Below are 14,740 nucleotides of genomic sequence, written 5' to 3'. Positions count from 1 at the left end.
TTGGACGACAAGTCTTGTCGAAGTTCGTTGAGAGCGACACTTGCGTAGAGGAACCAGACAATTCGGCTTCCGGGATACACCCACGATTTCCATTTGCAGTTCGTCCCATGTACGTAGTGGGCCTTCAATCGAAGTTTGCTAGATTCTCACTCCAGACGGTCTATCGTTCATATCTATCAGTCCACGGCGGAAGCCTGCACTAGTATATGGGTTTCGGTCAGTAGCCTGTGAACCACTTTTACCAATGAACGGGGCAAGAGTTCAGACTCGTCGGGAAAGTCCGATATGTTCTGCGGAAAAAATGAATAGTGGTATCCGGGGGTAGGTGGCCTGAAACCCAATCTCAATACATATCACTGACCGCAGGGGAAAGCTAGTCTTCTTTCTCTTCTTGAGTAGTAGCTGAATCAGTAGTGGGTGTATCTTTCTCTTGTGCGTCAGAATCATCGTCAAGAGTCATTGGTGACTCCGACCACCCGGAGATCTCCCACTGAATTTGATTGTGGTTTTGTAACCCATCTCCACTTTGTCCCTGAACATCGTCAGCACGCTCTTGTTGGCCAGATGGCCCTCTGAACTCAAGTGGTTGAAGCCATATGAACCAGAGAATACAAACTGTCGTGCCATAGCCAACAACCCAGATGAGGTCAGAAGCGATGGGCTGGCCATTTTGTTCAAGTATATATATTAATATACCAGTTCCAGCAATGAAGCTGGCTGCGAGGAAGATCGCTAACGGTGTGTAAGTAATCCCTGATTTTCGGTCGTTTTGTCCTTGCGTACGAGGGTTCTCTTGTCCTTTTTTCATAAATTAAGCCGATAAAGCAAGTGGGGAGTTCATTTTTCGAGATACTCTCACTGATGACAATTCAAATTAGCGGTCACAAAGACAGAATTATGTAGTCTTCTGTGCCGAATATCAATTCCTTGACTTATAAGTCTGAATCTGGCGGTGTTACCACCGGATAACTTAGTTGTGGGTCCTCTCCCATTGGCCATTGTATTTGCGGTATTCTACAGGAGACATATAGATGTAGCGCGGCCTCTCATTGGGTGGGAAGCCGCATGCGGTGTATGAAACCACAGAAGGAATATGTCGTCGTGCATCCACACCGATATGGTATTTTATACACTGACCAGCCTCTGGATGTCCCTGAAACACCACTTCCTCACTTAGGACTAACAACAATTAAAATATGAACAGGCGTCGTGTTCTACAGGCGGCTGGTGGCTCGCTCTCGACACTCTTTGCGGGGTGTACGAGTCGAAGCGAGGGAGGGAAGCCGTCCTTAGTTGTCACAAGCTCGGCTCTACAATCAGGTGGATCGCTTCCGACTCGATTCACCTGTGATGGAGCGGGCGACTCCCCTCCCTTCCGTATCGAACAAACGCCAGGACCAACAGCGTCACTGGCTATCGTCAGTGAATACGACCGAGGACCGCTCAATGAGCCGGTTTTTTGGTCCATCTGGAATGTGCCACCTGAAACGACTGATATTCCAAGCGGTATCCCACGTACTCCGACTGTGGCGAATCTTGGGGGCGCCCGTCAGGGTCGACAGCGCGGTGGTGAAGTTGGATATAAACCACCGTGTACACCGCCTGGACAGTCCTATGAACATCGCTTTCAAGTGTATGCGCTCGGTGAAATGCTGGATCTTGAAGCGGGCACAAAGCACGATGATTCTGTCGAAGCCATTGGAAGTGCTGCACTCGCAAGTCGTCGATTCACTGTGACACTGCAGCGTTCTGCAACCACAGCCGAACGTGTAACGGATCAGGAAGACAGTAGAACTGGATAATAGGTCCCGTTCATAGGGCAAAGGGTGGCTCGCTTAACCGTCACTCTTGAATGTACAGTGAATACATAATAACTGCTAGTCCAACCGCCACGAAGACACTGTTTGCCAAGACACCGAGTTCGAGCGAGACAGAGAAAATCTGATTAGCGATACCAGAAAGCAGTGCACCAAGTGTAATAATACCGAATCCGACCCCCATCACTCTGAGGGAACGTGCTCCTGTTCGTCGATACGCCTTGAACCCGATGTATGTAATTCCACCCCCGAGGAGCAGAATAGTCAACTTCACCACCGCAATGGCAGTCAGTACCCCATTCATATCTCGTCTCCCATCTTCGACCAAATGTCAGCTAACCGTTCGTCGGTCGTCTGTTCACTCCGTTTGACAGTCACCGAGAATTCTCCCGACTCGCTCATTGAGATGGTTACGTCATCGAAATCCCGTTCGTATAGTGTGACACGACCACCGCCCGGATTGATCTTGTCCCGCTCAGAAATAAGCGATGCCGAACTCAGAAGGTCTAATTTCCGATACAGGGTCGATCTGGGAATATCACACGCGTCGATGAGCTCGTTTGCAGTCATGGTATTACTGGTTTCACGGAGAATAGCACGACAGTCGGGGTCATCCAGCGCCTCAAAGACCGCTTGAAAAGATGGTTTGTCTGTTGACGGCCCCGAATTATCTCCCATCAGTGTCCTGTCGTATATCGTGGCATCGGGCCATATGAGTTGTTTGTATCCGGTGTCGGTAGTTGTCCTGCCAATGTGATGATTGATAGGTCTCTGTTCGAAGTATCTCAGCAGTGTCCCATCGGCTGGACGAGGTGCTAAATAGACTGTCACAGGTGTTCATGCTCTGCATAAACTTCAAGCAGCTCTTGGTATCGAGTGCGAATTGTTGTCACACACTTGTGTGAAACCTCACTCACCGCCTCCTGAGTCAACTTTTCGTTCGTGATATGCGTCGCGGCATAGAGTGATGCAGCGGCCAGTCCGTCTGGACTCTTGCCGCTGTGAACGCCATTTTGAACTGCGACATCGAGTATCTCATTGGCTACTCGCTTTGCTTCTTCACTCACCTCGAGCGAGGAGGCAAACTGCGGAATATACTCTGTTGGCTCCTCTGGTTTAATTGGGAGACTGAGTTCCCGTGATAGATACCGAAACGCTCGTTCGATTCGTATCTGTTTGACACGGCTCACGTCTGCAAACGCCCCCATCGGACGCGGTACCCCATGCTGGCGGGCAGCGACATACAACGATGCAGTCGTCATCCCCTCTATGGACCGCCCTGGTAGCAGCTCCTCTTCCACTGCCCGTTTATATATTACACCGCCAGTCTCACGCACGGGCTCGGTAAGTCCTAAAGCCGACGCCATTCTGTTAATTTCACCGAAGGCTTGCTTGAGGTTTCGTTCGGATGCGTCTTTTGTCCGAAAGCGTTCGTCCCACGTTCGCAGTCGTTTTAACCGGGAACGTTTATTCGCCGCTATCACTTCGCCGTTGGCGTCTTTATTTTGCCACCCAATGAGCGTGCTCAAGCCCTTGTCGTGCATTAAGTCGGATGTAGGTGCACCAACTCGACTCTTTTTATTCCGTTCGTCTGATTCGAACGTCCGCCACTCTGGTCCACGGTCAACTATCTCGTCGTCCAAGACTAACCCACAAGCATTGCATGTTTTCTCACCGTGGGATTCATCTTGTACAATCTGACCGTTGCACTCGGGACAAAGGTCGGACGGGGGCGTTGTGTTGACATCGTCAGATTCCTCGATACTGCTCTCAGCAGTGTCTGTGTCTTGTGTTTGCAAATCATCCGTCAACTTGAGTCACCTCCGAGAGCCACTACTGTTCTTACCGACCGTATAGGAATGACCTGATTGTACTTTCCCACCTGATAGGATACTGACGTTCGCTTATGTATATCGAGGTATAGTTGTTTCTCGATTTTGCTCAAAAACGAAGGAGCAAGTAGAGGTGTTTTCATTCGGTAAACTGGTTATACGAAATAGAGCCTTGGTCGACTATGGATTGCCCCTCTGGCACAGAACCATCGGGAGGCATACTTCCTTCGGCCGGACCGCCGGGCTCACCAACCACGATCCGACCGACCATCCCAACCGATTTATGGGGTATACAAAAGTAATCATATGTCCCAGCTGTGTCAAATGTATGCTTGTATGTGGCACCTGCATTGCTCATTGTGCCGCTGTTGAACGTACTAGCGCCCTCTGGGATACGTGTCACTGATGCCGAAGTAATTTCTTCATGGTATGCAGTCGCGGAGTGTCGGCCACTTTGAATTTCAAAAGTTATGGTCTCGCCAGTCTCGACGAATTGTCCTATCGGATCGAAATAATAATCTCCACCCTCAGTAATCATCAGAACAGTATTTGGTGGTGGTGAATCAGTGCTCCCCTCACCATCTCCTGAACTACTACAACCAGCGAGACCGACTGCCCCGCCTGTGGAGAGTACGCCTGCTGTCTTGAGAATATCTCTACGTTTCATACAGTGCCTATGAATTATCATCGGAAAAATCAAATGCGCTGTCCCACAATGTGGGACACCACCGTGTATTGATTATCCCCACTCATCTAGCCGTTACCGGAGCGCAATCAGAATATGAAAGCTCAAAGTTTCACCTTGTCGCAGGAAGCTTCTCCGTGTGCGTCAAAAATTTAGGAGGATATCTGAGATAAACGTGGTTCGGTTGAACAACACTAACGCGCCATATTGCGCAACCTACACTGGCGTTGAACTCATTGTTACGGCCAGTCCTTCAGTCTTCTTGTCCCTCTTCATAACAGCAGTACTGGGGTTCCCACCATCGATTATCGTCTGGTTTTCGTGCGGCATAGCAGGTCTCGGGCTCGCTATCGTATCCGGCCGGACTAACAGAGTTCCATTCGCTGTCCTAGATTGGCCTCGACCCGACCACGGCGGCGATTTGCTAATCAACGCCATCGGATTCAATGGTGTATTGCTGCTTGGAACCATCGTTGCAGAGGTCGTTTGGCGTATCACAGCAAGTGCGCTCTTCTCTGTGTTGGGCGCAGCCCTGCTCCCGACCTGGTTTCTTAAACACATCCAATTCATCGTGTTCATCGACTCAGAATGAAGAACAGAAGCAACTCAGCCGACAAAATATCTGATTGGCAAAAGTTGGTACGGCTCCAGACGAACAGAGCACGGGAACACTGCACCGGTAGTGACAAATCAATCACGGACCTCGTTTTGGGTATAATGGACGCAGGAATACAGTCCTCTCGGGCGAAACCTTCGACGCCGGAGCGCACGTGTTCCACGGTTCATAGCATTCGGGGTGTGACGGTGCTTCTTTCAGTGCTGGTGTCACTGTCACAGGTCCCGACCGCATCAGCACACAGTGTGACTGGAGCTGCCGGTCTCACAGAAATGCATGGTATCGGGCTGTCTCTCATAGGGGTCGCTATTGTCGGTGGTGCCGTCGGGTTTGAACGGCGCAATCGGGTGAGACCCACTGTGGCCCTCGCTGCCGTCTTCATCGGTCTCGTCTTGGCGACAGCAGGAGCAGTGCTATTTGATGGACTGTCGGCAGACCCGCAGTATGTAGCCGCATCTATACCCTTTTCACGGTCACTGTATCCTCTCATAGCGTTCATTACCGGGATTACGATTATGATAGGGAGTCTGGCGGCCGGATTGTTTCGGTGGCCCACTCGTCCTCGGTACACAGGACTCGGGTTTCTGTTGGGATTGTGGGTCATCTATCCGTATCTCATTCCCGGTCCTGCAAGCAATTCCCACCCGCTCGGCTATGTACTCGTCCTGAGTCTGCCGATTGCTGTCGGCTATATTCTGAAGAAAGACGCGGCGCATGTCATCCGAGATGTTTTGCGCGATTCGGTTGCCCGCCGGTTCGGTCTCGGGGTTGGACTCGTTGCGGGCCTCTTCTTCCTCTTCATTACGGGGTACCTGTCGGTGTTTCCCGAAGAGGGGCTACCACATCAAAGCACTACAGTCGTGCTACCTATAATATATCAACTCGTCTCGTGGCCAACGCTCGAAATCGTTCGTCCACACATTCCGTTTTTCCTCGCGCTCTCACCCGGACTCGTTATCATCGTTGGTCTTCTGAGTTCGCTTATTGGCCTCAACGCAGCGATTATTGCCCGCTATTGGCGCATAGAGGAACATGCAGGACTGACTGAGGGAACCACAGGGACTGCGACTGTTGTCGGTTCGTGCACCTGTGGGTGCTGTGGACCCCTCGTCGCTAAAATCGGTCTCTTGGCTCTTGGTCCCTCGGTGGCGGCGCCGCTGTACTGGGTGTTCGTCGATCCGGCCTCACCATTGACCGTACTGTTTATCGTCGGGACCATCGCGCTGTTCACCGGAAGTCTCATCAACTCTATCGAATCGGCAGTGGGTTCGGACCGAGCGGAGGAGTTCCTTCAATCTGACTGAGTATTGTCGCCCGTTTGTCGATATACTCCGAGCTAGGAACCTTTCCGCTCCAAAACATGCCGGTTGGTTGGCGCTGACGTGACCGTTTGAATACTGAACCAGAAGCATGATTCTGCACGAGACCGTATCAATAGGCAATGAGGCGACGCCGATTTCTCGCACAGAGTACTAGCTTCGTTGGATCTGTGACTCTGGCTGGCTGTCTCAGCAGGCTTGGATTTGAAACACAATCCGCTTGGCGGGACCCTCCACTCGTAGAGAACCGACCAGATACCGTCTATTACCCTGCAGTTATCGAAGGGATGGGAATGTACGGAACGACGACGGCTAATGATGTGAGATTTGCGTTGATGCATTCGTTCCCCCACCGATTCTGGAACCTCGCCGGGTCGGACAAGAACAAGGTCGTCGTTCAATCTAGTGATTCACTTCATTTGATGGCGAGCGTCTGGGATACAGAGACGAACACTGTCCTGCCACTCGATGTCTCTGCAGAGATTAGCAACGCCGATGGCCGGGTGACTACGACGAATTTCTGGCCGATGATTTCACCGACCATGGGCTTCCATCACGGAGATAACGTCGCTCTCTCCGGTGAAGGAGAGTACGATGTAACTCTCAGCATCGGCCCACTCAGCGCCGACCGGACCACTCCATTCGAGGGCAGATTCACGGAGTCACAGTCCGCTTCAATGAGCTTTACGTTCGATACGAACGAGACGTACAATCTCGAATACCGGCGTGTGGGAGACAAGGCAGGTTCAAGCGGAACTGTCGACCTGCTGGATATGGACATGCTACCGGAACCGACTGCGCCGGTGCGATCCGCTCTTCCTGGCCGAGTGGTCGGTGACGGCTCCTCCGGCGATGCGACTTTCATCGCTTCCGTTGTTGCGGGGAACACCCGTTTCAGTGAAGCCTCGAATTCCTATTTGATTGTCTCACCTCGAACACCGTACAATCGCGTTATTCTCCCGCGAATGTCGCTTTCTGCAACCATAGATCGAGGACAAGAGACCATATTCGATGAATCGCTCCGGGCCACAGTTGACCCCGAAATTAGCTGTTTCTACGGGGAACAAATCCCCGATATCCAATCAGGTGATATCATTTCAATAACTCCCCAGGCCCCACCACAACTCGCTCGACACGACGGATACGAGACAGCATTCATCGATATGCCGCCAATCGAGTTCACCGTCTGAGCCCTGTTGTCCGTTTTTCAGGGTGATTAAGCCAGAAACGGTGGCGTCGCACTGGGAAGAGAAACAATCCAGAGGCTTATTACTGTGTACCCCACCATCACCGCGATAAACGGATACTGGCTCCGAACCGCGACGAGTCGACTGGAAAAGAGGTCATACGCAACCGCATGCGCCGCCCAAATCGCGAGGAGATGGCCGAGTAGGATAGCTGCAATACCAAGGCCTTCGAACCACGGTGGCGGAGAGAGAACTAATGGATTTGCTGGGGGTGACAGGGGAGAGGTGAGCGCCATCACGAGGGCCGGACTGAGTGACACGAATAGCCCCGCGTAATGTGCTAGATGATATCCAGCTGCAATGGCAAGGAGTGGTGCAGCGAACTGGAGTGCTATCGTTCGTGCGGTTATGTACGTGTTTGTACTGCGTCGTGAAAGATGGCTCGCGTACCAGTACGCAGCAAAAAAGAGACCGTATCCGACAAGGAACAAGAGTGTGTACATGGGGACGGCGAGCGTTTCTGGCCCAGCCAAGCCAGCCAGGGCGCCAACAAGTGCCTCAATGGTCGCCGCGCCGGCACTGGTCGTGATGAAACCGCTGTATGTGAGTTCCCAGACAAGTGCGATAATGAACGCGATATCGGAAACATGGGTTACGGTGTCGGAGTCCGATAATCTGCTGCCAGGCAGTTTCACGTTGAGGTGTCCCTGAGAACGAGAGACAGCTGCAACCGCTCCGTAGAAACGGAAGAGAACGGCGAGTGGATCCGCGTTTTCGAACCAGGGCTCCGGTCCAAATAGTATGGCGCCAGCGAGTGTCACTGTCGAGTAGACCAGTAGGACCCTCGTGAGGACACTCGGGACAGTACTTACTGGGAAGACCATCTCGACCCAGATGAGACTCAGCCAACCGACCACGGCTGGCCAGCGGTGCAGCGTCTCGGGGTACGTACGGAATCCGGACGGACACACAGTCGCGAGCGTTCGCCACGGGTTGAGCACAGGCCAAACATTTCCGAAGAGATAGGTCACTATGGGCAACCCGGCTCGAATGCCAGCAAAAGCAAGCAGAATCGTGAGACTCGACGTTGGGAGCGGCGGTCCGGTAAGTCCCACGTACACAGCGAGTCCCAGTCCGATGACGCCGACGGCGCGACCGGCCCATACGAGCGGTTGCCACCAGCTATCTACTGCTGGGACGGTCTGTGACCACTCATGTACTGACCGAATAAATACCCGGTCAGTAACGAAACTCGCGAGCAGTGCGGATGCGCCGATAGTGGCCCCGCCAGTGGTGAGATACAGCCACTGCGGGACTGCAAGCGTGTCACGGGATCCTTTTGCGAGCGTCAATCCGTTCGCAGCAGCCACAGTGTCGACGAAGAATAGTAACAGTGCGAGCCATACCAGAAACTGTATACAGATTCGTTGGGGGCGAGTCGCGGGTATGCGTTTCACTGCTGCTTGTATTTTTTGTCGAGAGTCATCCCTATCCATGAAGGCTGTCCGGTCACCGTCTGAATCAGGCGAAGATGGCATAGAGCATAATGAACGCGAAGTACAGCAGGACCAACACCACGAGCGCTTTCAACCGGAATGTTTCCAGTTCATCGTTTTCGACAGCGTACGCTTCCGTGAACGCTTCTTCTTCTGCTGCGTCCAGTTGCCCTGGGTGCTCGACTCCCCTATGGAGTACCAGTCGGTCGTGTGTTGGAAATGGATGCCCACAATACTCACAGACACTGGCCGAGCTCTCACTCTCTGGAATGGCGGTTTCTATCTGTGGCATCAGATTTCTGTAGTTACGAACAGTTAGCGAACTCGGATTTGAAACCGTTGTGGTTCACCAGTCGAATGTACTGACGGACGTTTTGCGAAGACAGAAGTGATACGTCTTTTTAATAACATAGGGCCCAATATTTATTAATAAACAGCAGCAAAAGCCGCTTTTGTAACAGCTGATTTATTAACATTGGAGTGGACACATCGATATATGACCTCCTCCGGCCGGGATTCACCGGACGCTGGAGAATCCCACGATCACGAGCATGGCCACGACCATACTCACAATCACGATTCCGATGGCAACGGTCACGAAGAGATATCTGAACCAACCGGCGTGAAAAGTGACACCGTCGAGTACTCCATCCCCGAGATGGATTGTCCGTCCTGCGCGGGAAAAGTCGAGAACAGCGTCCGAAAGCTCGATGGCATAACCGCCATTGACCCACAGGTCACGACCGGCACGCTGACTGTTTCCTACGACCGCGACCAAACGACATCGGACGAGATAGCTAGCCGGATCGAAAAGGCTGGATACACGATTGAGGGGCAAAGTGGAACAACGGTGACGTTCACCGTCCCAGAGATGGATTGTCCGTCCTGCGCGGAGAAAATCGAGAACGCCCTCGAACGGCACGCCGGAGTCCAGACCTACGAAACCCAGCCCACTACCGGCACGGTGACCGTTACCTACGACCAGTCGTCCCTTTCACCATCACAGATAGAAGAGACTATAGAGAGTGCAGGCTACGAGGTGGTGGATTCGACGGCGGCAAAAGGCGATGATGAAGCCGGCATCGCCGACGACCGCACGAACGTCTGGACCAGTACAAGAGCGCTCAAAACGTGGCTCAGCGGAGGCTTCGTCGCGTTCGGACTGCTCTTTGAGTTTCTACTCACCAGCCAGAACAGTCTCGTGGCTACGATCCTCGGCCGCGAGATACTTCTTGCTGACGTGCTCTTTCTGGTCGCTATCGGGGTCGCCGGCCAAGTCATCTTTCGCAACGGGTACTATTCGGCTCGAAATCTAAATCTCGATATCGACTTGTTGATGAGCATCGCAATCGCTGGTGCGGTCGTCGCTGGCCTCGTCTTCGGCGAGTCGCTTTATTTCGAGGCCGCGACGCTTGCGTTTCTGTTTAGCATCGCCGAGCTGCTCGAACGCTATTCGATGGACCGCGCTCGAAACTCGTTGCGTGAACTCATGGATCTCTCACCGGACGAAGCAACGGTCAAACGTGACGGCGAGGAAGTCACGATTCCGGTCGACAATGTCGAAGTCGGCGATATAGTCGTTGTGCGTCCAGGTGAGAAAATCCCGATGGACGGAGAGGTACTCGATGGCGAGAGCGCCGTCAACCAAGCCCCCATCACGGGTGAATCGGTCCCTGTGGATAAGACCCCAGGCGAGGAAGTGTATGCCGGGACGATCAACGAGGAGGGATATCTCGAAATCAGGGTAACATCTGAGTCTGGCGACAACACACTCTCACGCATCGTCCAGATGGTCGAGGACGCACAGTCGAACAAGACCGAACGTGAGCAGTTCGTCGATAGCTTCGCGGGCTACTACACGCCAGCAGTTGTCGGCTTTGCCGTTATTATCGCGCTGGTCCCACCGCTCGTGCTCGGAGCATCATGGCCAACGTACATTGTATACGGGCTCACGCTCCTCGTGCTCGCGTGTCCGTGCGCGTTCGTCATCTCAACGCCGGTGTCAGTCGTCTCGGGTATTACGAGTGCAGCGAAGAACGGCGTCCTCATCAAGGGGGGCAATCACCTCGAAGCGATGGGCGCTGTCGAAGCTGTGGCAATGGACAAGACCGGGACGCTCACCAAAGGGGAACTCACCGTTACTGACGTCGTCCCGCTGAACGACAATACCGAGGCGGATGTCCTCCGCTGTGCGCGTGGACTCGAATCCCGCTCGGAACATCCAATCGGCGAGGCCATCGTCGACCACGCAGAGCAGGCCGCTGTCGGGGACCGTGAGGTCAACGAGTTCGAGAGCATCACCGGGAAAGGCGTCAGAGCGACGCTCGATGAGACACCGCACTACGCCGGCAAGCCGGGACTGTTCGAGGAACTCGGTTTCGACTTGGGACACGTCCACGCGACAACTGATGGCGGGGTCGTCACGACGAAGAGCCGTCAGATGTGTGAGCGCAACGACTGTCTCGACCTGCTCGAAGAGACAGTGCCTGAGTTACAGTCACAGGGCAAGACTGTCGTACTTGTCGGCACCGAAGACGAGCTCGAAGGTGTCATCGCTGTGGCTGATGAAATCCGCCCAGAGTCGGCACAGACGATCCAGCGCCTCCATGACCTCGGCGTCAAGCACATCATCATGCTAACCGGGGACAACGAGCGGACTGCCCGAGCGATTGCCAACGAGGTCGGAGTCGACGAATTTCGTGCTGAACTCCTGCCAGACGAGAAGGTCGCTGCTATCGAGGAACTCGACGAACAATACGACGGCGTCGCGATGGTTGGCGATGGGGTCAACGACGCGCCCGCGCTCGCCACCGCCACAATCGGCGTCGCGATGGGGGCCGCAGGGACCGATACCGCCCTCGAAACAGCCGATATCGCGTTGATGAGCGATGATCTCTCGAAGCTCCCGTATCTCTACGAGCTAGCCAACGACGCCAACGGTGTTATCCGGCAGAACATCTGGGCCAGCCTCGGCGTCAAGGCGGCACTCGCTATCGCCGTCCCCTTCGGTTACGTTCCAATCTGGCTCGCTGTTCTCGCGGGAGACGCCGGGATGACAACAGCTGTGACCGGAAACGCGATGCGATTGTCACGGATTCGGCCTGAGAACATCACTCCTTCAGCTGAATAAATCGTTTACAAGTCATGAGTGGAACATCAGATGACGATACAAATCGTGGTCGCTATCCAGTGGGACTTGCAGCCCCACAGATAATGATACTCTTGGTCCTTGTCGGGATTATTGGGCCAGGGTTAGCGGTATACTCTCTGGAGCAGGCGAGTCTACCAATACTTGCAGACCTGGTCTGGATTGTCGGGTATGGAACTGGAATCTTTCTCGTCTGGTTCATCTGGTTCCGGCCCGTTGACTTGGTCGGTCCGACTGGTCAGACGCTGACTTCCGAGTCTGAAAGCGGAGAGAGCGATCATGATACACTGGATGATGATCAGCAAGCCAAGTCGGGTAACTCACACCAGGCAACAAACGATTCGACCGCTGATACGAGCGGTGCTGCTCCTGACCACTCTTCGGAGGAATCCTAACTGATGTCGAGTGAGGTACACACCCATGATTCCGAAGGAATGTCCGAACAAACGGGCCGGAGCACGCGCAAACTTGCGCTAGTCGCGGTCATCAACTTTGTCGGCTTCGTCGTCGAACTGGCCGGCGGCCTTCTGTTCGGGTCTGTGGCGCTTATCAGCGATGCCATGCATATGTTGTTCGATATGTTAGCGTACGTGATGGCGTTCAGCGCCGGCTACACGGCCGAACGGTTTGAGGGTGGTGAGTCATGGTCTTATGGACTGCATCGACTCGAACCAGTTGCGGCCTTCCTCAACGGTGTTCTTCTCGTTCCAATGGTCGCGTATATCGTTTGGGAGGCGTATCAGCGATTTCTCAGTTCCGTCACTATCGACATTGGACAGACACTCCTCATCGCTGTTGGTGGTCTATTAGTCAACCTCGGCTCCGTGTACATCCTCCAGGGTGACCAAATGAGCCTCAACGAGCGAGGGGCGTTCTACCACCTGCTCGGTGATGCTGGTGGGTCCATCGCAGTCATCGTCTCGACTGTTGCCGTCGCCGTTTTCGATCTCCCCGTCGCCGACCCTGCTGCCGCAATCCTAATTGCTGTCTTGGTGCTGTGGTCTGCCGGTCGGGTACTCAGAGAAAGCACATCGATTCTCCTTCAGCGGAGCCCGATCCAGACTAGCGACCTCGAAGCGGAACTCACGACTATCGAGGGTATTGAACGTATCGATGATTTACACGTATGGCAAGTCTGCAGCCAATTGACTGTCGCTACGGTTCGCGCGAGTGACCGTTCAACATCACTCGAAGCACAGCAGGAAATTCAACGCAGAGTTCACGAACAGCTCTCCGAGAGCGGAATCGACCATGCGACTGTCGAATTAGTCGAGACCATCGATTCCGGAAGTAACACAACTAGTTCGACCACTCACGCTCACTGACAAATGTCATCCACTATGAGGACTCCAATGTTCGACGTACTAGATACAACCGAAAAGAACTTTGTCGCAATCCGGGTTGGGAAAGGAACCTCCGATGGGTATCAAGAATTGTATACGCTTCTCGAAGAAAAGACCGATGCTTACGGTCAGGTCAATGTCTACGAAGAAGTCCCAAACTGGACATTCTGGACATTCCTTACGCACCTTAATGGAATCCTCCCCGATCTCCGGCGGGGGCCGAATTTCAATATTGACCGGTATGCGGCAGTGGGTGATTCAATATGGGCAGAGCTTCTCTTCGATTTGTGGGATACCATCCAACCAATATGGCCGGTTGCACCGAATACAATGCGCTATTTCGAGATGGAAGAGAAAGATGCTGCTCTTAACTGGGCTAAAGGGGGTATAGTCAATCAATGACTCAACAAATCTCACGACTGCAGTCCGTCGCTATCGCAGTGGGACTAACTTATGGTTCCACCATCCTTGGGAGCGTCACCGTTTTGCTAGCGTCAACAATGCTCATATCTGTTGGCATCAATCTTAATTCAAGTCCATCGTTGCGACTCTTGCTGAGCACAGTTATGCTACAAGGGGTAACGTTCGGTGGGCTCGCACTACTCTATCTCAAAGTTCGTGACCGGAGCTTCGACTTTGTTCCCGTCACTGTCCCGGATAGAACTGACGTGGCTGTCGTAATCGGCGGAGTCCTTGCTCTCTTGTCTCTGCTCTTCGTTGGATCACAAATTATCTCTGCACTCGGCATTCAATCGGCACAGAATCAAATTGTCACAGTCGGGCAGCAAAACCCCAATGTCTTCCTTATTCTCATTCCACTATCATTTTTGTTAGTCGGCCCCGGCGAAGAGTTGCTATTTCGTGGTCTTGTTCAGGGAACGCTACGGGAAACTCTCCATCCAGCCCGTGCAATCGTCCTTGCCAGCGCTCTCTTCGCATCAATTCATCTCTTTTCGCTGACAGGGGAGGGAAAAATGGTATACATCGGTATCGCATTTATACTGGCCTTAGTATTGGGTGTGATTTATGAGTACACAGATAATCTTGCTGTCCCCGCAGTAGTTCACGGGGCGTATAACGCCGTCCAATTTGCAGGAGCCTATATCACCGCGACAGGCGGCTTGTAAGCTACTTGTGCCTTGAAAAGGCCGTCGTATTCCAAGGTAGTGATACCATTGCACACATCGCCGGTATCACGGTCTGCAGTAACCCGGCCCCGATTAGTGGGACGCCAACTGCGAAGGTCGTTCGGTATGGGCGAGGAACGACCTTCCTCTCCTGCGACAACTGAAGGCGA

The 14,740-nt window shown here is 53.2% G+C and carries 16 protein-coding genes; 9 read left to right on the top strand and 7 right to left on the bottom strand.

Features of this window, described 5'->3' with window-relative positions:
* Positions 1-373: 373 nt before the first annotated feature.
* Positions 374-808, bottom strand: coding sequence for a DUF7996 family protein (locus NJQ98_RS00485; RefSeq protein WP_262174578.1), 435 nt, complete (start codon positions 806-808; stop codon positions 374-376).
* A 388-nt stretch (positions 809-1,196) separates the two neighbouring features.
* Here NJQ98_RS00485 and NJQ98_RS00480 point away from each other — a divergent pair, with 388 nt between their 5' ends.
* Positions 1,197-1,802: a YbhB/YbcL family Raf kinase inhibitor-like protein gene (locus NJQ98_RS00480; protein ID WP_262174576.1), complete on the top strand. Its 606-nt coding sequence runs from the start codon at positions 1,197-1,199 to the stop codon at positions 1,800-1,802.
* Between the two features lie 40 nt (positions 1,803-1,842).
* On the opposite strand, the gene NJQ98_RS00475 is transcribed toward NJQ98_RS00480, so the two are convergent.
* From NJQ98_RS00475 to NJQ98_RS00460, 4 genes are all read right to left on the bottom strand, one after another.
* Positions 1,843-2,121: a DUF7521 family protein gene (locus tag NJQ98_RS00475; RefSeq protein WP_262174575.1), complete on the bottom strand. Its 279-nt coding sequence runs from the start codon at positions 2,119-2,121 to the stop codon at positions 1,843-1,845.
* On the bottom strand, positions 2,118-2,495 hold the full coding sequence (locus NJQ98_RS00470; RefSeq protein ID WP_262174574.1) for a winged helix-turn-helix domain-containing protein: 378 nt from the start codon (positions 2,493-2,495) through the stop codon (positions 2,118-2,120). Before NJQ98_RS00470 ends, NJQ98_RS00475 begins: the two co-directional genes overlap by 4 nt.
* A gap of 149 nt (positions 2,496-2,644) precedes the next feature.
* Positions 2,645-3,628, bottom strand: a complete 984-nt coding sequence (locus tag NJQ98_RS00465; protein ID WP_431357492.1) for a transcription initiation factor IIB — start codon at positions 3,626-3,628, stop codon at positions 2,645-2,647.
* Between the two features lie 160 nt (positions 3,629-3,788).
* Positions 3,789-4,316 carry a plastocyanin/azurin family copper-binding protein gene (locus tag NJQ98_RS00460; protein WP_262174573.1) on the bottom strand — a complete coding sequence of 176 codons (528 nt, stop codon included), beginning with the start codon at positions 4,314-4,316 and terminating at the stop codon, positions 3,789-3,791.
* Between the two features lie 157 nt (positions 4,317-4,473).
* Between NJQ98_RS00460 and NJQ98_RS00455 the strand changes: the two genes are divergently transcribed.
* The 3 genes from NJQ98_RS00455 to NJQ98_RS00445 all read left to right on the top strand — a co-directional run bounded on the left by NJQ98_RS00455 (position 4,474) and on the right by NJQ98_RS00445 (position 7,459).
* Positions 4,474-4,926, top strand: coding sequence for a hypothetical protein (locus tag NJQ98_RS00455; protein ID WP_262174571.1), 453 nt, complete (start codon positions 4,474-4,476; stop codon positions 4,924-4,926).
* A 269-nt stretch (positions 4,927-5,195) separates the two neighbouring features.
* A complete protein-coding gene (locus tag NJQ98_RS00450) occupies positions 5,196-6,254 on the top strand; it encodes a hypothetical protein (RefSeq protein ID WP_262174570.1) in 1,059 nt (352 codons plus the stop codon).
* Positions 6,255-6,562: 308 nt separating this feature from the next.
* Positions 6,563-7,459 (top strand): iron transporter, encoded by an 897-nt coding sequence (locus NJQ98_RS00445; protein WP_262174567.1) that lies wholly within the window; start codon positions 6,563-6,565, stop codon positions 7,457-7,459.
* A 26-nt stretch (positions 7,460-7,485) separates the two neighbouring features.
* On the opposite strand, the gene NJQ98_RS00440 is transcribed toward NJQ98_RS00445, so the two are convergent.
* Both NJQ98_RS00440 and NJQ98_RS00435 read right to left on the bottom strand, forming a co-directional pair.
* A complete protein-coding gene (locus NJQ98_RS00440) occupies positions 7,486-8,952 on the bottom strand; it encodes a hypothetical protein (RefSeq protein WP_262174565.1) in 1,467 nt (488 codons plus the stop codon).
* A 25-nt stretch (positions 8,953-8,977) separates the two neighbouring features.
* Positions 8,978-9,244 carry a DUF7410 domain-containing protein gene (locus NJQ98_RS00435; protein WP_262174564.1) on the bottom strand — a complete coding sequence of 89 codons (267 nt, stop codon included), beginning with the start codon at positions 9,242-9,244 and terminating at the stop codon, positions 8,978-8,980.
* A gap of 204 nt (positions 9,245-9,448) precedes the next feature.
* On the opposite strand from NJQ98_RS00435, the gene NJQ98_RS00430 reads away from it, so the two are divergent.
* The 5 genes from NJQ98_RS00430 to NJQ98_RS00410 are packed head-to-tail and all read left to right on the top strand — an operon-like array spanning position 9,449 to position 14,570.
* Positions 9,449-12,082, top strand: a complete 2,634-nt coding sequence (locus tag NJQ98_RS00430) for a heavy metal translocating P-type ATPase (protein ID WP_262174561.1) — start codon at positions 9,449-9,451, stop codon at positions 12,080-12,082.
* Positions 12,083-12,096: 14 nt separating this feature from the next.
* Positions 12,097-12,495, top strand: a complete 399-nt coding sequence (locus NJQ98_RS00425; RefSeq protein WP_262174559.1) for a DUF7996 family protein — start codon at positions 12,097-12,099, stop codon at positions 12,493-12,495.
* Between the two features lie 3 nt (positions 12,496-12,498).
* A complete protein-coding gene (locus NJQ98_RS00420) occupies positions 12,499-13,425 on the top strand; it encodes a cation diffusion facilitator family transporter (RefSeq protein ID WP_262174557.1) in 927 nt (308 codons plus the stop codon).
* A 27-nt stretch (positions 13,426-13,452) separates the two neighbouring features.
* Positions 13,453-13,845, top strand: coding sequence for a SpoIIAA family protein (locus NJQ98_RS00415; protein ID WP_262174555.1), 393 nt, complete (start codon positions 13,453-13,455; stop codon positions 13,843-13,845).
* Positions 13,842-14,570: a CPBP family intramembrane glutamic endopeptidase gene (locus NJQ98_RS00410; RefSeq protein WP_262174554.1), complete on the top strand. Its 729-nt coding sequence runs from the start codon at positions 13,842-13,844 to the stop codon at positions 14,568-14,570. Before NJQ98_RS00415 ends, NJQ98_RS00410 begins: the two co-directional genes overlap by 4 nt.
* The last annotated feature ends 170 nt before the right edge of the window (positions 14,571-14,740 follow it).

It is taken from the genome of Haloarcula laminariae, assembly GCF_025457605.1.
GTDB lineage: Archaea > Halobacteriota > Halobacteria > Halobacteriales > Haloarculaceae > Haloarcula > Haloarcula laminariae.
This window is presented reverse-complemented; position numbering and strand designations above follow the sequence as displayed.

What these genes read in the sequence shown, in the direction of transcription:
- NJQ98_RS00485 (WP_262174578.1), bottom strand. Translation starts at nt 808, where the DNA reads ATGAAAAAAGGACAAGAGAACCCTCGTACGCAAGGACAAAACGACCGA.
- NJQ98_RS00480 (WP_262174576.1), top strand. Translation starts at nt 1,197, where the DNA reads ATGAACAGGCGTCGTGTTCTACAGGCGGCTGGTGGCTCGCTCTCGACA.
- NJQ98_RS00475 (WP_262174575.1), bottom strand. Translation starts at nt 2,121, where the DNA reads ATGAATGGGGTACTGACTGCCATTGCGGTGGTGAAGTTGACTATTCTG.
- NJQ98_RS00470 (WP_262174574.1), bottom strand. Translation starts at nt 2,495, where the DNA reads ATGGGAGATAATTCGGGGCCGTCAACAGACAAACCATCTTTTCAAGCG.
- NJQ98_RS00460 (WP_262174573.1), bottom strand. Translation starts at nt 4,316, where the DNA reads ATGAAACGTAGAGATATTCTCAAGACAGCAGGCGTACTCTCCACAGGC.
- NJQ98_RS00445 (WP_262174567.1), top strand. Translation starts at nt 6,563, where the DNA reads ATGTACGGAACGACGACGGCTAATGATGTGAGATTTGCGTTGATGCAT.
- NJQ98_RS00440 (WP_262174565.1), bottom strand. Translation starts at nt 8,952, where the DNA reads ATGGATAGGGATGACTCTCGACAAAAAATACAAGCAGCAGTGAAACGC.
- NJQ98_RS00435 (WP_262174564.1), bottom strand. Translation starts at nt 9,244, where the DNA reads ATGCCACAGATAGAAACCGCCATTCCAGAGAGTGAGAGCTCGGCCAGT.
- NJQ98_RS00430 (WP_262174561.1), top strand. Translation starts at nt 9,449, where the DNA reads ATGACCTCCTCCGGCCGGGATTCACCGGACGCTGGAGAATCCCACGAT.
- NJQ98_RS00425 (WP_262174559.1), top strand. Translation starts at nt 12,097, where the DNA reads ATGAGTGGAACATCAGATGACGATACAAATCGTGGTCGCTATCCAGTG.
- NJQ98_RS00420 (WP_262174557.1), top strand. Translation starts at nt 12,499, where the DNA reads ATGTCGAGTGAGGTACACACCCATGATTCCGAAGGAATGTCCGAACAA.
- NJQ98_RS00415 (WP_262174555.1), top strand. Translation starts at nt 13,453, where the DNA reads ATGTTCGACGTACTAGATACAACCGAAAAGAACTTTGTCGCAATCCGG.
- NJQ98_RS00410 (WP_262174554.1), top strand. Translation starts at nt 13,842, where the DNA reads ATGACTCAACAAATCTCACGACTGCAGTCCGTCGCTATCGCAGTGGGA.